The sequence below is a fragment of the Streptosporangium sp. H16 genome (assembly GCF_051918855.1).
GTDB lineage: Bacteria > Actinomycetota > Actinomycetes > Streptosporangiales > Streptosporangiaceae > Streptosporangium.
Genome location: NZ_JBPXMD010000011.1, coordinates 182,201 through 201,025 on the forward strand (window position 1 = coordinate 182,201; position 18,825 = coordinate 201,025).

At 70.5% G+C, this 18,825-nt stretch carries 17 protein-coding genes and 1 pseudogene; 8 read left to right on the forward strand and 10 right to left on the reverse strand.

What is annotated here, in order from left to right; genetic code table 11:
- Positions 1-213: 213 nt before the first annotated feature.
- Positions 214-1,482, reverse strand: a complete 1,269-nt coding sequence (locus ACTOQ2_RS20460; RefSeq protein WP_440101515.1) for an MATE family efflux transporter — start codon at positions 1,480-1,482, stop codon at positions 214-216.
- A 520-nt stretch (positions 1,483-2,002) separates the two neighbouring features.
- Here ACTOQ2_RS20460 and dnaB point away from each other — a divergent pair.
- From dnaB to ACTOQ2_RS20480, 4 genes are all read left to right on the forward strand, one after another.
- Positions 2,003-3,358 (forward strand): replicative DNA helicase, encoded by a 1,356-nt coding sequence (gene dnaB / locus ACTOQ2_RS20465; RefSeq protein ID WP_344744206.1) that lies wholly within the window; start codon positions 2,003-2,005, stop codon positions 3,356-3,358.
- A 490-nt stretch (positions 3,359-3,848) separates the two neighbouring features.
- Positions 3,849-4,388 (forward strand): cysteine hydrolase family protein, encoded by a 540-nt coding sequence (locus ACTOQ2_RS20470; RefSeq protein WP_440101358.1) that lies wholly within the window; start codon positions 3,849-3,851, stop codon positions 4,386-4,388.
- A gap of 308 nt (positions 4,389-4,696) precedes the next feature.
- Complete coding sequence (locus ACTOQ2_RS20475; RefSeq protein ID WP_440101360.1) at positions 4,697-5,719, forward strand: iron-containing redox enzyme family protein; 1,023 nt, start codon at positions 4,697-4,699, stop codon at positions 5,717-5,719.
- Positions 5,716-6,840 (forward strand): glycosyltransferase, encoded by a 1,125-nt coding sequence (locus ACTOQ2_RS20480; protein WP_440101362.1) that lies wholly within the window; start codon positions 5,716-5,718, stop codon positions 6,838-6,840. Before ACTOQ2_RS20475 ends, ACTOQ2_RS20480 begins: the two co-directional genes overlap by 4 nt.
- On the opposite strand, the pseudogene ACTOQ2_RS20485 reads toward ACTOQ2_RS20480, so the two are convergent.
- Together ACTOQ2_RS20485 and ACTOQ2_RS20490 are read right to left on the reverse strand one after the other, a co-directional pair.
- Positions 6,804-7,034, reverse strand: a pseudogene (locus tag ACTOQ2_RS20485) (hypothetical protein); the annotation flags it as partial. The gene ACTOQ2_RS20480 and the pseudogene ACTOQ2_RS20485 overlap by 37 nt on opposite strands.
- A gap of 88 nt (positions 7,035-7,122) precedes the next feature.
- Positions 7,123-8,055 (reverse strand): NADP-dependent oxidoreductase, encoded by a 933-nt coding sequence (locus ACTOQ2_RS20490; RefSeq protein ID WP_440101364.1) that lies wholly within the window; start codon positions 8,053-8,055, stop codon positions 7,123-7,125.
- Between the two features lie 95 nt (positions 8,056-8,150).
- Here ACTOQ2_RS20490 and ACTOQ2_RS20495 point away from each other — a divergent pair, with 95 nt between their 5' ends.
- Positions 8,151-8,567 (forward strand): winged helix-turn-helix transcriptional regulator, encoded by a 417-nt coding sequence (locus ACTOQ2_RS20495; RefSeq protein WP_440070651.1) that lies wholly within the window; start codon positions 8,151-8,153, stop codon positions 8,565-8,567.
- A 225-nt stretch (positions 8,568-8,792) separates the two neighbouring features.
- On the opposite strand, the gene ACTOQ2_RS20500 is transcribed toward ACTOQ2_RS20495, so the two are convergent.
- The 6 genes from ACTOQ2_RS20500 to ACTOQ2_RS20525 all read right to left on the reverse strand — a co-directional run bounded on the left by ACTOQ2_RS20500 (position 8,793) and on the right by ACTOQ2_RS20525 (position 14,447).
- Positions 8,793-9,743 carry a CHRD domain-containing protein gene (locus ACTOQ2_RS20500; RefSeq protein ID WP_440101366.1) on the reverse strand — a complete coding sequence of 317 codons (951 nt, stop codon included), beginning with the start codon at positions 9,741-9,743 and terminating at the stop codon, positions 8,793-8,795.
- Positions 9,744-9,901: 158 nt separating this feature from the next.
- Entirely contained in the window at positions 9,902-10,624 is a 723-nt protein-coding gene (locus tag ACTOQ2_RS20505; protein ID WP_440101368.1) for an anti-sigma factor family protein, read from the reverse strand.
- Positions 10,621-11,253 (reverse strand): sigma-70 family RNA polymerase sigma factor, encoded by a 633-nt coding sequence (locus tag ACTOQ2_RS20510; RefSeq protein WP_440101370.1) that lies wholly within the window; start codon positions 11,251-11,253, stop codon positions 10,621-10,623. Before ACTOQ2_RS20510 ends, ACTOQ2_RS20505 begins: the two co-directional genes overlap by 4 nt.
- A 555-nt stretch (positions 11,254-11,808) precedes the next feature.
- Positions 11,809-12,552: a phosphodiesterase gene (locus ACTOQ2_RS20515; RefSeq protein WP_440101372.1), complete on the reverse strand. Its 744-nt coding sequence runs from the start codon at positions 12,550-12,552 to the stop codon at positions 11,809-11,811.
- Between the two features lie 264 nt (positions 12,553-12,816).
- Positions 12,817-13,551 (reverse strand): ABC transporter permease, encoded by a 735-nt coding sequence (locus tag ACTOQ2_RS20520; protein WP_440101374.1) that lies wholly within the window; start codon positions 13,549-13,551, stop codon positions 12,817-12,819.
- Positions 13,548-14,447 carry an ABC transporter ATP-binding protein gene (locus ACTOQ2_RS20525; RefSeq protein ID WP_440101376.1) on the reverse strand — a complete coding sequence of 300 codons (900 nt, stop codon included), beginning with the start codon at positions 14,445-14,447 and terminating at the stop codon, positions 13,548-13,550. The genes ACTOQ2_RS20520 and ACTOQ2_RS20525 overlap by 4 nt, the downstream gene beginning before the upstream one ends.
- Positions 14,448-14,602: 155 nt before the next feature.
- On the opposite strand from ACTOQ2_RS20525, the gene ACTOQ2_RS20530 reads away from it, so the two are divergent.
- The 3 genes from ACTOQ2_RS20530 (at position 14,603) to dnaN (ending at position 18,013) form a co-directional block, all read left to right on the forward strand.
- Positions 14,603-16,138: a sensor histidine kinase gene (locus tag ACTOQ2_RS20530; protein WP_440101378.1), complete on the forward strand. Its 1,536-nt coding sequence runs from the start codon at positions 14,603-14,605 to the stop codon at positions 16,136-16,138.
- 2 nt (positions 16,139-16,140) lie between these two features.
- The gene (locus ACTOQ2_RS20535; RefSeq protein WP_329093772.1) at positions 16,141-16,794 is read left to right on the forward strand and encodes a response regulator transcription factor; all 654 of its coding nucleotides are present in this window, start codon (positions 16,141-16,143) and stop codon (positions 16,792-16,794) included.
- Positions 16,795-16,912: 118 nt separating this feature from the next.
- A complete protein-coding gene (gene dnaN, locus ACTOQ2_RS20540; RefSeq protein ID WP_440101380.1) occupies positions 16,913-18,013 on the forward strand; it encodes a DNA polymerase III subunit beta in 1,101 nt (366 codons plus the stop codon).
- Positions 18,014-18,121: 108 nt separating this feature from the next.
- On the opposite strand, the gene ACTOQ2_RS20545 is transcribed toward dnaN, so the two are convergent.
- Positions 18,122-18,823 carry a FadR/GntR family transcriptional regulator gene (locus ACTOQ2_RS20545; RefSeq protein WP_344742921.1) on the reverse strand — a complete coding sequence of 234 codons (702 nt, stop codon included), beginning with the start codon at positions 18,821-18,823 and terminating at the stop codon, positions 18,122-18,124.
- Positions 18,824-18,825 lie beyond the last annotated feature (2 nt).

Here is an 18,825-nt window from a genome sequence, read left to right on the forward strand (position 1 = left end):
ATAACCCTATATTGTGGGACTCTTTTCACAGTGCCGCAGGGGAGTTCCACCGGACAAGGGTTATCCGGTCACGTCGTGGACACCACAGTGTCACGCCTGGATCACCTGCCCGGAGGACACCGTCCGTCACGGGCGAACCGCCCGCCGTCTCGCCGCCCTGGCGTCCGCCCGGCCGCTTCGGCCGCTTCGGCCCTTTCAGTCGCTTCGGTCGTTTCAGCCGCCGACCACCAGCCACGCCCTGCCGTACGCCCGCGTCGACAGGGTGACCAGCCGGGCCGTCATCCACAGCCCGAGCGCCAGCCAGAGCGCCACCAGGCCGCCGCCCCGCAGGTCCACCAGGAACGCGGCGGGCAGGTAGGCGATCGTCGTCCACACCCCCGCCCAGGCGAGGTAGCGCCGGTCTCCGGCTCCGATCAGCACGCCGTCCAGCACGAACACCACCCCGGCGACGGGCTGCAGGGCGGCCACCACCCAGAGCAGGTCGAGCAACTCCGCGGCGACGACGGGGCCGGCGTCGAACAGCGCGGGCACGAACGGCCTGGCCAGCACTATGAGGAAGCTGAGCAGCACGCCCGAGCCGACCCCCCAGACGACCATCCTCCCGGTCGCGCCGCGGGCTCCCGCCACGTCGCCGGCGCCCAGCGCGCGGCCGGTGATCGCCTGCCCGGCGATGGCGATCGCGTCCAGGGCGAACGCCATCAGGGTCCAGATCCTGATGGCGACGGTGTGCGCCTCGATCTGCTGCTCCCCCATGCGGGTGGCCGCGGCGGTCGCGACGGCCAGGACCAGCTGAAGACACGCCGTACGGATGATCAGAGCGATTCCGGCCGAGCCCGCCGCCCGCACGCCCGCCAGATCGGGGCGGAACGGCGCGCGGTACCGGACGAGGATCAGCAGGAGATAGACGGCGGCGGCGAGCGACTGGGCCAGCACGGTGCCCCAGGCCGAGCCCGCGATCCCCCAGCCCAGTCCCAGGACGAACACGATGTTGAGCACGGCGTTCAGCGCGAAGGCCCCCACCGCCACCACCAGCGGGGTGGCGGTGTCCTGCATGCCGCGCAGCACGCCCGTGCCCGCGAGCACCAGCAGCATGGCGGGGACGCCCAGCAGGCTGATCCGCAGGTAGGTCACCGCCTGCCGGGCGAGCTCGCCCTCGGCGCCGATCAGGTGAACCAGCGAGGGGGCCAGCGGCCAGACGACCACGATGATCGCCACTCCCACCCCGGCGGCCAGCCAGAGGCCGTCCACCCCCTGCCGGAGCGCCCGCCCGGTCTCGCCCGCCCCGATCTGCCGTGCCACCGCCGCGGTCGTGCCGTACGCCAGGAACACGCACAGTCCCACCAGGAAGCTCAGCACCGTGCTCGCCACTCCCAGGGCGCCGAGCGCGGGGGCGGGCAGGCGGCCGACGACGACGGTGTCGGTCAGCAGGAACAGCGGTTCGGCCACCAGGGCGCCGAACGCGGGCAGCGCCAGCCGCAGGATCTGCCGGTCGTGGTCGCGACCGGATCCGCCGGACCGGCCGGATCCGCCCGATCCACCGGAGCGACCGGATCCGTCGGCCCGGCCTGATTCGCCGGACCGATCCAATGCATCGGATCGACCTGATGCGTCGGATCGGTCGGATCGGGACCGTTCGGATCGGCCGGATCGAGGAGTAAGAGGCACTTGTCCATTGTGCCTCTTACCATCAGGTGGATCTTCAGCGGGATGAACCCGTCAGGGGGTGTCATCTGGGGTGACTTTCGGCGTGTCGTGCCAACTTTCTTTTCTCCACAGGCAGTGGATGACGTTTTTGCTGGTCAGAGCGTTATCCACAGCTGTGGACAAGAGTTATCCACAGTACTGTCCCCAGGGTGCCCACACCTCTGGGGAAGAAGTGCACAGCTTATCCACACCTCTGTCGACAGGCCGCGTTGCCAGCCGGGCGCGAAGCCGCGAAACTGTCACACCGATCGGCTACAAATAGAGATAACGTAACTGTGTTCGAAAGAGGGGGTGTGTGGTGAGCATCGCGGAGCCGCCGGTCTTCGAGCCGAGATTCGAGCGCACCCCACCGAACAACATCGAGGCCGAGCAGTCGGTCCTGGGCGGCATGCTGCTGTCCAAGGACGCCATCGCCGACGTGGTCGAGATCCTGCGGTCCGACGACTTCTACCGTCCGGCCCACCAGATCATCTACGACATCATCACCGACCTCTACGGCCGCGGCGACCCCGCCGACGCCGTCACCATCCTCGACGAGCTGCAGAAGCGGGGCGAGGTCGCCAGGATCGGCGGCGGCGCCTATCTCCACACGCTGACCGCCGTCGTCCCGACCGCGGCCAACGCCGGTTACTACGCGAGGATCGTCCGCGAGCAGGCCATCCTCCGCCGCCTGATCGAGGCTGGCACCCGCATCGTCTCCTACGGTTACGGCGGCCAGGACGAGGAGGTCGACGACCTCGTCGACCGCGCCCAGGCGGAGATCTACAAGGTCACCGAGCGCCGCACCTCCGAGGACTACATCCCGCTGGCCGACATCATGCCGGGCGCCCTCGACGAGCTGGAGGCCATCGGCGGCCGCAGCGGCCAGATGGTCGGGGTCCCCACCGGCTTCCAGGACCTCGACTCCCTCACCAACGGCCTGCACCCCGGCCAGATGATCGTCGTGGCCGCCCGTCCGGCCATTGGGAAGTCGACTTTGGGGCTGGATTTCGCGAGATCTGCCGCTATCAAGCACGGCATGACGACTGTGGTGTTCTCGCTGGAGATGTCGCGTAATGAGATCACGATGCGTCTGCTGTCGGCCGAGGCGCGGGTGGCGCTGCACGCCATGCGGTCCGGCACGATGACCGACGACGATTGGGCCAAGCTGGCCCGGCGGATGGGCGAGGTGGCCGAGGCCCCGCTGTTCATCGACGACTCGCCCAACATGTCGATGATGGAGATCAGGGCCAAGTGCCGCCGTCTCAAGCAGCGCAACGACCTGCGGTTCGTCATCATCGACTACCTGCAGCTGATGTCCTCGCCGAAGAAGACCGAGAGCCGCCAGAACGAGGTCTCCGAGATCTCCCGGGCCATCAAGCTCCTCGCCAAGGAGCTGGAGGTCCCGGTGATCGCGATCTCCCAGCTCAACCGTGGTCCCGAGCAGCGGACGGACAAGCGGCCCATGGTCAGCGACCTGCGCGAGTCCGGAAGTATCGAGCAGGATGCGGACATGGTCATCCTTCTCCACCGGGAGGACGCCTACGAGCGCGAGTCGCCCAGGGCGGGCGAGGCCGACCTGATCGTGGCCAAGCACCGTAACGGTCCCACCGCCACGGTCACCGTGGCCTTCCAGGGCCACTACAGCCGTTTCGTCGACATGGCCCCTCACTAGACCTCGCGCGACGCGGGTCCTCGTTTCCCGCGGCTGGGCCACCGCCCGCGGTTCGGTGATCCACGAGTGCCGGTCGGAACTCACCCGGCCGCCGCACGGCCCTGTTCTCCTTGCTCTTCCTCTCCGCCCCGTCCGCGTCTTCGCCGCGCCCGCCGGATCGGCGGGCCTGTGCCGCTCGCGTGGATGTTTGTCCACCGGGGAGCGGGTAAGGGCCCGCTCGCAGGCAGAAAACTCGCAGGTAGAAGAGAGGCGTCGCGGCCCGAGGGTGGGGTCGCGGCGCATCCGGGGGACAGGAGCAGGGCGTGCCCGACGCGGGGTTCGAGGCGGTGCGATCACTGCCGGAGCGGACCTTCGCCACCCTGGCGGAGGTGACGTAGACCCTCGGTTACGGCAAGGAGGAGACGGGACAGGGCTGAGACCCGCGGGCGATCACGGTTTCTCGTACGGATGGCCGTGATCACCTGCGGCCCGATCATGAGGGGGTGAGGGCATGGGTGCTGTTGCGGTGATCGTGGTGGACATGCTGAATCCCTACGACCACGAGGACGCCGACACCCTGGAAAAGAGCGTCGAGCAGATCGTGGAGCCCCTGGCGGGGCTGATGAGGCGCGCCCACCGGCATAGAGACGCCCGGCTGATAGTCGTCAACGACAACCACGGCGACTTCACCGCCACGACCGAGGACCTGCGGCGGCGCGCCCTGGAGGGCCGGCGCCCCGACCTGGTCGAGCCGGTGCTTCCCCCGGACGACTGCGCCTTCATGCCCAAGGTGCGCCACAGCGCGTTCTTCGGCACGCCACTGGAGTACCTGCTGCGCCGCGAGGAGATCGACACCGTCGTGCTGGCCGGCCAGGTCACCGAGCAGTGCGTGCTCTACAGCGCGCTGGACGCCTACGTGCGCGACTTCTCCGTCCGGGTGGCCAACGACTGCGTGGCCCACATCCACCCCGACCTCGCCGAGGCGTCACTGCGGATGATGGAGCGCAACATGCGCGCCGACCTCCTGCCCGCAGACCGGTGCCTGGAATGACAGGCCGCGCACACGCCGTCTTTCGTTGTTGATCACGATTTTTCTCACCATGCGTACGGCCGGGAGGTTAGCTCGGGAAAGACGAGGGCATCAGGGGCGTATGGTACGCGTGTTCGATAAGTCCGTATATGAACGTATATGGCCGCATCGGCACCGACGGTCGCGCCGTCACCGTGGCATGCACCTCCATCGGGTCGGGAGCGATCCGGCGGCGCGACCCCAAGACGAGACGCCCTTCCAGAAGATGAGACCGCCAAGTTTCTCCCCGAGTCCTTCACCTGAGCCTTTCGTCGCCATGGGAGATCGTGATGCAGCTTCCCGCGCCCCGAGGTCCTCTCACCGCCGCGCTCTTCGAACGGCTGAGGCGCCCGCCGCACACCTTCGATCCGCCACCGGTACCGGCCGGGGGGCCGGCCGTCGAGGATGAGGACCTCCAGCTGGCGCTTTTCGCTTGCTACGAACTGCACTACCAGGGTTTCGAGGAGGTGCGGCAGGAGTGGGAGTGGGAGCCGTCGCTGCTGGCGGCCAGGAAGGCGCTGGAGCGGCGATGGGAGGAGGGCCTGGCGCGGGCCGTGCCGCGTCCGCCGCTCATGCCGGGTGTGCCCATGCGCCGCGCCCTGGCCGAGCTGGTGGCGGCCGACGAGGGGCCCCGCCTGGCGGCGTTCCTGGCCAGGCAGGCCGACCTGGAGCAGTTCCGCGAGTTCGTCACGCACCGGTCGATCTACCACCTCAAGGAGGCCGACCCGCACACCTGGGCGATTCCCCGGCTGAGCGGCCGTCCCAAGGCGGCGCTGGTGGAGATCCAGGCCGACGAGTACGGCGGCGGGCGCGTCGAGCGGATGCATTCGGAGCTGTTCCGGGCCACCATGCGCGGGCTGGACCTGGACGACTCCTACGGCGCCCACCTCGACCGGGTCCCGGCGATCACGCTGGCGATCTCCAACGCCATGTCGCTGTTCGGGCTGCACCGGCGCCACCTCGGAGCGCTGCTGGGCCACCTGGCGGCGTTCGAGATGACCTCCTCGGCGCCCAACCACCGCTACTCCCTGGGCCTGCGCAGGCTGGGCGGCGATGAGACGGCGCGGCGTTTCTACGACGAGCACGTGCAGGCCGACGCCGTCCACGAGCAGGTCGCGGCGCACGACATGTGCGGCGGCTTCGTGGCGCAGCACCCCTCGCGGGCCGGTGACGTCCTGTACGGCGCGGCCTGCGCCCTGGCCCTGGACCGGCTCTTCGCCGAGCACGTCATGGATCGCTGGCGGTGCGGTGTCTCCTCACTGCGTGAGACGCGTGAGGCGCGTGAGGCGGACCTGATGGCAGGGACCCGGTGACAGGACTGGACACGGGCCGGGAGACGGAGCTCGACATGGACTACGTGCTGCCGCTGCGCTGGAGTGACGACGCCGGGCTGGCGGAGCTGACCGCCTACCTGCGCCGGCTGCGCTCCAGCGTCCGTGTCATCGTCGTCGACGACTCCCCGGCCGGGTTGTTCGCCCGGCACGCCGCCCGCTGGGACGGCCTCGCGCTGCACGTACGACCCGACGGCGACCTCGACTTCGCCAACGGCAAGGTCAACGGAGTGATCACCGGGATGCGCCTGGCCCGTGCCGAACACGTGATCATCGCCGACGACGACGTCCGCTACGGCGAGAGCGAACTGGCCCGCCTCGACGCCCTGCTGCGGAGAGCCGACCTGGTCCGCCCGCAGAACCACTTCGACCCGATGCCGTGGCACGCTCGCTGGGACAGCGCCCGCATCCTGCTCAACCGCGGTTTCGGCGCAGACTATCCCGGTACGTTCGGGGTGCGCCGCTCGACCTTCCTGGCGATGGGCGGCTACGACGGGAACGTGATGTTCGAGAACCTCGAACTCATCCGCACCGTCCGCGCTCACGGCGGCCGCGAGGAGCGCCCCCTCGATCTCTACGTCCGCCGCCTGCCGCCCGATCCGCGCCACTTCTGGTCCCAGCGGGTGCGGCAGGCCTACGACGACCTCGCGCAACCGGCCCGCATGGCGTTCTTTCTCGCCATCGTGCCCGCGCTGGCCGCCGCGCTGCTGCGGCGGCGCCCGGAGCCGGTCCTGGCCGGTGCGGGAATGGCGATGGGCCTGGCCGAGCTCGGCCGCCGCCGCGCGGGCGGGCGGCGGGTCTTTCCCTTCACCACCACCCTGTTCGCCCCGGTGTGGCTGCTGGAGCGGGCCGTCTGCAGCTGGCCGGCCCTGGCGGCCCGGTTCCTGCGCGGCGGGATCTTCTATGCCGGGCGCCGGATACCGCTCGCCGCGCACTCGTCCCGCCGGCTCAGGACGCGAGCTCAGGCCACCGCGTCGGGCTCGCTCGCGGCCCGGAAACCGGACCGCTTGTGCGAGCCGTCACAGAACGGCTTGGCCGAGGATCGGCCGCAGCGGCACAGCGCCACCGTCGCCCGGCCGGGATCGATGATGGTCCCGTCCTGAGTGAGCAGGGTGAACGGCCCCCGGATCAGCAGCGGCCCATCCTCACACGGGGTGATGCTGACCGAATCATCCATTTTTGGCGCCATATGAGGCCTTGTGCCCGACACGTCCGCGAAAAAACACCGATCGCCTCCCTCGCAGCCCGGCTCGGGTCCCGGCCCCTTTTTCCGAGGCCGGACCCCGAGGGCCGGCATTGAGCCCGCAGCGACGGCGTCTCGCCGCCCGGCTCGACCGCGGCCACGTCCGCGGGAAGGCTCCGCGGGGCCGCCGGGTCGCCGCGGCTCAGGGGGTCAGGACGATCTTCCCGGTGGTGCGGCGGGTCGACAGGAGCTCGTGTGCCTTGGCCACCTCGGCCAGCGGCAGCACCTGATCCAGGTGGACCCTGAGCCGGCCCGACTCCGCCAGGGCCGTCAGCCGTGACAGGTCGGCCGCCGAGGGGCGCACGCTCACCACCGCCAGCCGTACGCCCAGCTCGGCCGCGCGTTCCCGCGTGATGCCGAGGTTGCCCCCCAGCGCTCCGACGAGCAGGCCGCCGGGCTTGAGCGCGGCGGCGGAACGTTCCCCGTACTCGCCGCCCACCAGATCGAACACCACGTCCACCGGTGCGGTCTCCGCGACGAAGTCCGCGGTGGTGTGATCGACCAGGGTGTCCGCGCCGAGCTCGCGCAGGAGGTCGTGCTTGGCGGTTCGGGCGGTACCGGTGACGTGCGCCCCGAAAGACACGGCGACCTGGACGGCGAGGTGGCCGACCCCTCCTCCGGCGGCGTGCACGAGAACCCGCTGTCCCTCGGCGACACGGGCGATGCCGACCAGCGCCTGCCAGGCGGTCAGCCCGGCCAGGGGGAGCCCTCCCGCCTGCTCCACGGGCAGCGCGGCGGGCCGGTGGACGATCTCGTTGGGCGAGGCGAGCACGTAGTCGGCGTAGGCGTTGCCGGCGCCGGGGAAGGCGAGCAGGCCCAGCACCTCGTCACCGGGGGCGAAAGCGGACACGCCGGGCCCGGTGGACTCGACCGTGCCCGCGACGTCCCAGCCGAGGGTGAAGGGCGGCGGGCCGAGCAGCGGGAAGAGGCCGGAGCGGACCGCTCCGTCGACCGGGTTGACCCCGGCGGCCCTGACCTTGATCAGGACCTGCCCGTGATCCGGCTCCGGCGGGTCGACCTCGGCGACATCGAGCACGGAAGGGTCGCCGACGGCGGACTGGGTGATGACGCGCATCGTGATCTCCTCTGAAGGAAAGTTCTTCGGGATCAATCGTCGGCGACACCGGTATCTGATTGAAAGAAGGCACCTTTTGGATATATAGGTACCTCATGGAAACTACTTCTGGCCTGCGGGAGCACGGCGCCGCGAACGCGTACCTTCGGGAGTGCGGCTCGCGGAAGGTCCTGGAGGCGATCGCCAACAAGTGGACGTGCCTGCTGGTGGACGCCCTGCGGGACGGCCCGGTCCGGTTCGGGGTGCTCCGCCGCAGGATCGACGGGATCACCCAGAAGAGCCTCACCCAGACGCTGCGGAACATGGAACGCGACGGGATGGTGACCCGCACCGTCTACCCGACGATCCCGCCCCGGGTGGAGTACGAGCTCAGCGCACTGGGGCGGAGCGTGGTCACGCTGATGGAGGGCGTCAAGAGCTGGTCGGAGAAGCATGTGGCCGAGATCATGGCCGCTCGCGAGCTCTACGACCTCCGCGCGGCCGAGGAACCCGGGCCCGTCCAGGTGGGCTGAGCGGACCCGGGCGCGTCGCCGGTCGTCACGCGTGCGGGCCCGTCCAGCGGGCCCGAGCGAATCCGAGCGCGTCACCGGCCGCCACGCACGACGGCGCCCGCCGCCCGGAATCGTGTTCCGGGTGACGGGCGCCGTCGTCTCCGGGGTCACGGATGGCTCGTGGCCGCCGTGGATCCCCTCCGCGTCCGGACGCTCACGACCGCCGCGTGATCCCCGGACGTCGTTCTACCAGCCGCTGCCGGACCGGTAGAGCTGGCCGCGCACCGCGCCGCCGCCGAACTCGGTGGTGTGCAGGTTGGTGTACCAGTTCTTCGGGTTCTTCTTGATGCCGCGGGCGATGTCGGACTTCACCGACGCGGTGCCGGCGATGCCGGTGACGCCCTTGGGCAGACCGTTCGTGTCGGCGAAGAAGTCGATCACGACATCGCCGTTCTTGCCCTTCTTGCCACGGTGGATGTGCCCGTTGGTGGGGGCGGCGAGCTTCTCCCAGATGGTGGCGTAGTAGACCTTCGTGCCCTTGATGCCGACAAGCCACTCGGCGCGGCCGTTCGGGTCGCCGACCTTCTTGCCGGGGGCCGGGACCTCCTGGCGGCCGTCGGCGTTGGAGTGGTAGCTGGGGTGCACGCCGCTGGCCAGCACGTTGGCCAGGTTGGTCGGGTGGATCCGGTGCATCTGGGCACGCACCGCGCCACCCGGGAACTCGGCGGTGTGCAGGTTGAGGTACCAGTTCTTCGGGTTCTTCTTGATCCCGGACAGCAGGCCACCGTCGTTGATCTTGACGCTGCCGAGGATGGCCTTGCTGCCGCCCGGCAGGGCCTCCATGAAGAAGCCGACCTTCACGTCGCCGTTCTTACCGGCCTTGCCCTGGTGGATGTGGAACGCGGTGGGGGTGGCCGTCCCCTCCCACCGTACGGCGTAGGAGACCTCGTTGCCGCGGATGCGGACCACGGCGACGGCCTTGCCGTTCTTGTCGCCGACGGCGGGACCGCCGCTGACCGGCACCTCGTTCTTACCGAGCAGGGTGCCCGCGAAGTAGGCGTCCGCTGTGCTCGCGGTATCAGACTGCGTGGCCGAGGCTGTGCCGGCCTGTGCGGCCTGCGCGGCCGGGGCGAGGGCCGAGGCGAGCAGGGCCGCGGCGATGGCCACGCCGGAGACGGTGAGGGTGCGCTTGGACATCGTGAACCTCTCGTAGCTGTAAGGGGCTGCTGCGTGCTTCTGCCGGTTGTACGGCGCCACGGCTACATATGGTTCAATCTTCAAATACGTAAAAAAGCACATAGGGAAACGGCCCCGGAGAGGCGCTCCCGTTCCGGGGAAGGGCTAGGATGCCCCGCTCAGACCATGACGGTGAGCAGCGTGTCGCCGCCGGTCGTGCGCACCTCGAAGCGGTCTATCCCGGCCGGACCCCAGGCGACCCCGCCGTGCACGTAGAGCGGTTCGGGAGAGCCGGGCACCCCGTAGCCCCGCTCGGGCACCGCCCATCCGGTGACCACGCGCCGCTCGCCGCTCCGGGAGACGGCGACCAGCTCGCACTCCAGCGGCCCCTTGACGCCCCTGAGCTCCAGGGCGGCGTGGGTGCCCCAGCCCTTCGTCTCCAGCACCAGGCCGCCGGTGACACCGGAGGCACCCGTGCCCGCGAGCGGCGTGCCGGACCGGTAGGCGTCCTCGGCGGGGCCGTGCGCGGAGTGGCCGACGGGGACGCTCCCGCTCTCGCCGGAGATCGAGGTGCCCACCGCGATCCCACCGGCGACCAGGGTGACGGCCGCGGCGGCGCCGATCACGAACGTGCCCCTGCGGGCGCGCCGGTCGGCCGCCTTGCGGCGGCGCAGCAGGTTGACCACCTCGGCGGGACCCCGGTCGCCGGCGTCGGCGTCGTCGCGCTCGTCTTCCAGGGGTCCGATGCCGGCGAGGGCGCCCGCCACCCCGGACAGCTCCTGAAGCTCGGCGGTGCAGGACGGGCACGCCGCCAGGTGGTTCGAGAAAGCCGTGCGGTCGGGCTCTTCGAGGATGCCCAGGGCGTACGCGCCCACGTCGGTGTGCTCCACCTGCGAGGTCATGCCGTCACCCCTCTCTCCTCAAGGGCGACGCGCAGCGCGCGGAGGGCGTAGTACGCCCTCGACTTCACCGTGCCCACCGGGATGCCGAGCGTCTCGGCGGCCTCGTTCACCGACCGGTCGCGCAGGACCGTCTCCTTGAGGATCTCGCGGTGGGCGGGAGACAGCGAGTCGAGCGCGTCCGACACGACGACCTGTCGCAAGAGATCTTCCATCTGATCGGGCATGGGCACACTCTCCAGTGGTCCCTCACCCGCCTCGTGGGGACGCGCGTCCTTACGGCGTTGGTCGTCGATCACGATATGCCTGGCGACCGTCGCCAGCCAAGGCATCAGGGACGACACGTCGGCGTCGAACCGGTCCGCGCTGCGCCACGCCCGGACCATGGTCTCCTGCACCACGTCCTCGGCCCACTGCACGTCGCCGCGGGTGAGCCGTACGACGAAGGAGAGCAGCGGCCGGTGGTACGCCCGGTACAGCTCCGCGACGATCAGCTCGTCGTCGGGGGCGTCGACCGGTCGCAGGTGGCGGGACCGGTTCCGCCGGTCACCGGGCCAGGAGGAGGCTTTCACGTCGAGGTTCTCTCCGGAGAAATCGGCCGGCGGGGAGGGGCAGGCGTCCAGCCGCGTCATCACGCGCGCCCCGCGGTTCGCGCCGGGGGGTCGTGACGGGTGCACGGGGCGGTATCGCCTGCCTCATCGTGGGCGCGGATGCCGGACGGCGGTTCCGCGATCACGGCGGTGCCCGCTGGAGCGGGCCGCCGCAGGGCGTTCACGATCACGCTGTGCCCTCCGGGGGTCGGCCGCCGGACGATTTTCCGGTGTCGGCAGGCAGTACGGCGCCGGATCCCAGGAGGTTCAACGGATCGCGTGGATTTTCGATTATTAGCCGAACTAGCCTCTCATAAGAGGAAAAATCGGTTAATTCCCGGCAAAGGCATCTCTCCGAACCGGTGAGCCACCATGGTGTCTCCCGGCCGGACACGGCGGGTACGGGGTGCGGGACCGGCCCTCGTACGGGGCACGACAGATCGTCGTGCGGCCTTCCGGTACGAGGCGCGGCGCCCGCCGGCCGTCATGCGGCGTGCGGGTACGGGGGCGGGGCCGGTCGTGCGGACATCGGGTGGCCGGTCTCGTGCGGCGTGCCGCTCGGGCCGCGGCACGCCGTGAGGGCGGGCCGCGGTGATGTCACAGGACCGGGCGGACGTGGGTGATGAGGCGGCCGCCGTCGAAGACGTGCATGGCGATCTGCGGCGGCAGGTCGTAGTCGACCGGGACCGGGGCGTCGAGCTCCTGGTTGAGCCGCAACGTGGAGACGACCCCCGGGGCGACCGACAGCGGCAGGCCCGCGAAGGTGGTGCTCGCCGCGGTGTGGGCGTGACCGGTGATGACGGCCACCACCCGCGGGTGCCGCCGCACGACCGCCTCCAGCCGCTCCGGGTTCCGCAGCCGGATCGAGTCCACGTACGGGGTGCCCAGCGACACCGGCGGGTGGTGCATGCCCACGATGACCGGGGTGTCCGGGGTCTCGGCGAGCACGCCGTTCAACCAGGTGACCGTCTCGTCCTCCAGGAAGCCCTCCGGCCGCCCGGGGACGCTGGAGTCGCACAGCACGACGGTGAGCCCGTCGAGCCTGAGGACCTGGTTGATCGGCCCGTCGCCGTCCTCGTCGAGGTCGAGCAGCGCCTTGCGGAACGCCGAACGGACGTCGTGGTTACCCGGGCAGATGATCGTCGGATGGCGCGTGGTCAGCAGCTCGCGCGCGATCTCGTACTCCTCGATCAGGCCGTTGTCGGCGATGTCGCCGGTCACCACGACCGCGTCCAGGGGACCGGGCAGGTTCTCCAGGTGTCGCATGACGGATCGGGTCCTGTCGATGCTGCGGGGGGAACCGTCGATGTGGACGTCACTTACGTGCGCCAGGATCAGCATCAATCAAGAGTGACATATCCGGCTTCCTGTCGCCGGGCATCCGGAACGGAGGCCGGGAACGCACCGGGCGAGGAAAGCCGGTGTGAGAGGGAGAGCCGGCGGAACGGGGGACGACGCGAGTCGGGCGGCATCCGGACCGAACTCCTTCGTCCTCGCCATGAAGGAAACGTGGAACAACCTGGAATGATCGGCCAAACAAGCTGTGGCCCGTCTCTGCCCCTGGTAAGAGACGGGCCACAGCGAATCGGAAGTCGTGCTCACCGGCTACTCCCAGCGGAAGACCCGCGTGGCCAGTCCGACCGTGACCAGCACGGTCACCGCCATCACCACCAGGTGCAGCGGCTGCGGAGCCTGCCCGGCCCACGTGTCACGGAGCGCGTCGGCGAACGGCGCCATCGGCAGGAAGTCCCCGATCCGCCGCACCAGCTCGGGCATGAGGTCTCGGGGAATCCACATCCCCGCCATGAACATCAGCGGGAACATCAGCAGCGAGCCGATGCCCGGCGCCACCTTCGCGTTGGGCGCCAACGCGGCGATCAGCAACCCCAGGCCCAGCATCGAAGCCGTGCCGAGCACGAACACCCCCGCGAAGGCGAGCGGGCTCTTGGGCGGGACCGAGCCGAGGACGAGATAGCCCAGGCCGACCAGGAGGAGGGTGGCGACGATCGCCACCGCGAGGTTGTTGACGATCTGGGCGACCAGCAGCCGGACCGGGTTGACCGGGGTGGTGGACATCCGGCGCAGCACGCCGCTCTCCCGGTAGGTCACCAGCGTCGCCGGCAGGACGGTCAGCGCCATCGTCACCACCGCCAGGATCACCATCATGGCGGGCAGCTGGGTGTCGATGACCCGCTCCCCGCCCAGCTCCGGGACCTTCTCCTGGTAGCTGGGGATCTGCCCGAGCGCGAGCAGGAGGACGAGGGGCAGCATTATCGAGAAGATCGGGCCGCCCGGGTCCCGCAGGAAGAGCTTGGCCTCGGTCAGGAGCATCTTGTTCATGAGGAAATCTTCTTTCCGGTGAGCCTGAGGAAGGCGTCGTCGAGGGTCGCCTGCTCCATGCGCAGGTCGGTGGGCACGACGCCCATGGCGGAGAGGACGGTCGTGACCGCGAGGAGCAGGTTGCCGGTGCCGGTGACCGCGACCTGCCCGCCGCTGCGGGTCACCCCGGTGACCTCGGGCAGGGCTTGTAGCCGCGAGTCGTCGAGCGGCCCGGACGGCCGGAACCTGATGGTCTGCCGCCCGCCGACCTGGGCGATCAGACCCGACGGGCTGTCCATCGCGACCACCCGGCCGGAGTCGATCAGCGCGAGCCGGTCGCAGAGCCGCTCGGCCTCCTCCATGAAGTGGGTGACGAGCAGGATCGTCACACCATCCTCGCGGACCTGCTCGATGAGCTCCCAGGTGTCGCGGCGCGCCTGGGGGTCCAGGCCGGTGGTGAGCTCGTCCAGGATCGCCACGCGGGGGTTGCCGATCAGCGCCAGCGCGATCGAGAGCCGCTGCTGCTGGCCGCCGGAGAGCTTGCCGTAGGGGGTGTCGCGCTTGCCAGCGAGCCCGACACGCTCCAGCAGCTCCCCCCAGTTCGCCGGATTCCGGTAGAAGGAGGCGTACAGGTCGAGCGCCTCCGACACCTTGAGCTTCTCCGGCAGCGTGGAGCTCTGCAGCTGGACTCCCAGCTGCTCCTTGAGCTCGGCGCGGTGCAGACCCCCGAGCACGCTGACGGTGCCGGAGTCGGGGACGCGCAGGCCGGCGACGCACTCCACGGTGGTCGTCTTGCCGGCGCCGTTGGGGCCGAGAACGCCAAAGATCTCGCCCTCTTCCACGGTGAACGAGACGTCGTCCACCGCCAGCTGGTCGCGGTACTGCTTGCGGAGGTTGCTGACCTCGATGACCTTCATGCTCACCGACGCTACGAGCCGCGCCGCGCCCGGAGAATCCGTCTACACCCCCGGCGGGGACGGGCCAGGCACCCACCGGGGGTGTGGCTACCTCCACCCCCCAACGGCACCCGTCACCACTGGGCACGCCCGGCTGGATCACCGACACTTGACCCATGAAGACGTACGCGGTGACGGCCGGCAGGGCACTGGCCCTGGGAGCGATGGCGCTGCTGGACACGGTCCTGGTCGTCGTGACCCTGGTCGCGTTCGTGCTGGCGTTCGGCCTGGGGATGGTCTTCATGTTCCCCCCGGCGGCCCAGCTGATCAGGCACCGCACCGCGCTCGCCAGGAGGCTGAACGGCACATGGCTCGGGACCGCCGTGCCGGCGCCCTACCTGCCCCCGCCGCTGCCGACACGGCCCCAGCCCGACGGCTGGTACCGCCACGAGCGCCAGCTCTACAAGACGCCGCGGTGGCCTGACTGGAACAACCGCTGGAAGTGGATCGTCGGCGACCCGGCCACCTGGCGGGACGGCCTCTGGCTCTACCTCAACCCGGTGGTCGTCTGCGCCCTCCCGCTGCTGCCCCTCACCCTGGCCGGATGCGCCGTCCTGGCGGCGTGGTCCGCGGCCCCCGCGGCGCTGCCCCTGGTCCTGGGATGCGCCTCGGCCGTCGCGCTGGCCGCGACGCCGCGCCTGCTGCGGGGGTACGCGTGGTGGAACCAGCAGCTGCTGTCTCCCACGGACAAGTCCGTGCTCGCGGCGCGGATCCAGCGACTCGACCAGGCGCGCCTGGCGACGGTCGACTCCCAGGCCTCCGAGCTGCGGCGGATCGAGCGCGACCTGCACGACGGGGCGCAGGCGAGGCTCGTCGCGATGGGCATGACGCTCGGCGCGGTCGAGGAGCTGATGGACAAGGACCCCGCCGCGGCCAAGGCCCTGCTCACCAAGGTCAGGGAGGCCTCCTCCACGGCGCTCGTCGAGCTGCGCGACCTCGTCAAGGGCATCCACCCGCCGGTCCTGGCCGAGCGCGGCCTCGGCGACGCCGTGCGCGCCCTGGCGCTGGACAGTCCGCTGAAGGTCACGGTCACCGTGGACCTGGACAGCCGCCCCGACTCGCCCGTGGAGTCGGCCGCCTACTTCTCCATCAGCGAGCTCCTCACCAACGCGGCCCGCCACGGCGGTGCCGAGCGGGTGTGGATCGACATCAGCAGCAACGACCACGCGCTGCGCGTGGTCGTCACCGACGACGGCTCGGGGGGCGCCGACCCGTCCCTGGGCAGCGGCCTGCGCGGCATCGAGCGCAGGCTGGCGGCCTTCGACGGGGTGCTCGCGGTCAGCAGCCCGCGGGGCGGCCCGACCACGGCCACGTTCGACCTGCCCTACGCCCTTCTGAGCGAGAAGGGGCCGGACTGCAAGCCGTCCCTGCCCCGCGGCAAGGCCGCCGTCGTCGGGATCTGCTGGGGGATCGGCTGGCTCCCGCTCTTCCCGCAGGGACTGGTGACGATGATCATGAAGCTCGTCGACACCGACAACCGCAGCTGGTTCCTCGCGCTCTACCTGCCCGAGCTCCTGCAGTGGCCGCTGATCGTCTTCAACATCCTCCTGGGCCTGTCCATGTACGCCGCGGGCATGCTCATTCCCGTCATGCACGCCCGCCAGCAGCGGCTGGCGGATGCCCTGCCGGTCCGCCTATGGTTGGGCCGGTGAGCCTGAGAGTCGTCATCGCCGAAGACCTGTATCTCCTGCGGGACGGCCTGGTTCACCTGCTCCAGGCACACGACTTCGAGGTGGTGGCCGCCGTGGAGTCGGGGCCCGAGCTGCTGGGGGCGCTGACCGGGCTGCGGCCCGACGTGGCGGTGGTCGACGTGCGCCTGCCGCCCACGTTCACCGACGAGGGGCTCCAGGCCGCGCTGGCGGCGCGCCGGGCCGTCCCCGGCCTGCCGGTGCTCGTGCTGTCCCAGCACGTCGAGCAGCTGTACGCGCGAGAGCTGCTGGCCGACGGCTCGGGGGCGATCGGCTACCTCCTCAAGGACCGGGTCTTCAACGCCGAGCAGTTCGTCGACGCGGTCCGCCGGGTCGCCGCGGGGGGCACCGCGATGGACCCGGAGGTGATCGCCAAGCTGCTGGCCAGCACCGCCCGGCACCAGCCGCTCGGCGCGCTGACCCCGCGCGAGCGCGAGGTGCTGGAGCTGATGGCCGAGGGCCGCTCCAACGCGGCCATCTCCCAGCGCCTGTTCCTCAGCGAGAGCGCGGTCGGCAAGCACACGGCCAGCATCTTCGCCAAGCTCGACCTCGCCCCCTCCGACGACGACAACCGCCGCGTGCTCGCCGTCCTGACCTACCTCAACGCCGCCCGCGGCTGAGGCTCCCCGTTCCCTTTTCCCCGACCGGGTAGCGGTTCTGTCGGTCTCAGCGGATAACGTGCTGTTGAAGTACGGCTTCCGCGTGTGGGGGTGCCGTTCGGGACGAAGGGATGATCAGGTGAAGTTCCGGGTTAACCGTGATGTCCTGGCCGACGCGGTGGCCTGGGTGGCCCGGGTGCTGCCGAACCGGCCGGCCATTCCCGTGCTCTCCGGCCTGCTCCTGGAGGCCGACGACGGAGACCTCGTGCTGTCGGCCTTCGACTACGACGTCTCCGCCCGCGTCTCGATCGACGCGGTCGTGGCGGAGCCCGGCCGGGTGCTGATCCCGGGCCGGATCCTCGCGGAGATCACCCGCAGCCTGCCCGGCGAGGTGGTGGAGGTTCTCACCAGCGGTTCCGAAGCGGTCCTGACCTGTGGCAGCGCGGAGTTCGGCCTGCTGACCATGCCGGTCGAGGACTTCCCCTCCCTCCCCGAGATGCCGCCGAAGATCGGCGCGGTCGGCGGCGTGGTCTTCGCGAGCGCGGTCGGCCAGGTGGCTCCGGCGGCCAGCCGCGACGAGAGCCTTCCCATGCTGACCGGCATCCGGGTCGACATCTCCGGTGACGACGTGACCATGGCCGCCACCGACCGCTACCGCATCGCGGCCAGGGAGTTCGGCTGGCGCCCCGAGGTGGCCGGTGCCACGGCCGCCGCGATGGTGCCCGCGCGGGTCCTCGTCGACGTGGCCAGGTCGCTGCGCGGCGGCGAGGTGTCGGTGGCGCTGGGCGACGGCGTGGCCGGTTTCGAGAGCGTCGGCCGGGCCACCACGGTCCGCCTGCTCGACGAGCAGTTCATCGACTACCGCTCGCGGCTGACCGACGACTGGTCGATCCGGGCCGACCTGCCGGTGGCGCCGTTCATCGACGCGATCAAGCGGGTGGCGCTGGTCGCCGAGCGCAACACCGCGGTCCGGCTCTCCTTCGGCCAGGGACAGGTCCTCATCCAGGCGGGCGGCGGTGACATCGGCCGGGGCACCGAGGTCGTCGACGCCGAGCTGTCCGGCGCCGACATCCAGATCGCCTTCCAGTCCCAGTTCCTGCTCGACGGCCTGAGCGGGGTCGAGACCGAGCTCGTCCGGCTCAACATGGAGTCGCCGAGCCGCCCGGCCCTCATCACGGAGGTTCCCGGCGACGCCGCCCCCTCCTTCCGCTACCTCGTGATGTCCCTGCGCCTGACCTGACCCGTCCGGTGCCTCGGGCGCGAGGCAACGGACGGTGCTTCTCATGATGTGGGCCCCCTCACCGCCGGTGAGGGGGCCCACATCATGAGAAGGCGAAGGAGGACAGGGTCAGAGGGAGAGCTCCTGCTCCTCCGTCAGGGCGATCAGGATGTGCTCCATGCACGCGTGACCCGCGCGCTCGGCGGCGGCGGCGTCACCGACGGCGATCGCGCGGGCGATCGCCTCGTGCGGGATGTACGTGCTGTTCAGGGTGCTGTTCAGTGAGGTGCCCGCGGCGGTGATGCTGGCGCGCAGCGCCGCCGAGAAGTCCTCGTAGAGATCGATCAGCACGAGGTTGTGGGTGGCGCGGACGACCGCCATGTGGAAGGCGAGGTCGGCCTCGACGAACGCGTCGGGCTCTCCCCTCTCCCAGGCCCGCTCCCGCTCGGCCAGCGCCGCCTCGATCCCGGTGATGTCGGCGTCGGTGCGGCGGGTGGCGGCCAGCCTGGCGGCCTCCACCTCCAGCGCGCGCCGCACCTCCAGGATCTCGAGCTGCTCGGCGGTGCGCAGCCGCCGCAGCATGGCCCCGGATAGCTCGCTCGTGGCACGGACGTACGTCCCGTCGCCCTGGCGACATTCCAGCAACCCGGCGTGTGTGAGGGCACGCACCGCCTCGCGCACGGTGTTGCGCCCCACCCCGAGCTGCTCGGCGAGCACGGTCTCGGTAGGAATCTTCGCGTGCATCTGCCAGGAGTTAGAAGTGATCTGCTCCTTGAGTTGGTCGATCACTTGGTCGACGAGGGATGCTCGCTGCGCCGTACGCAGACTCACCG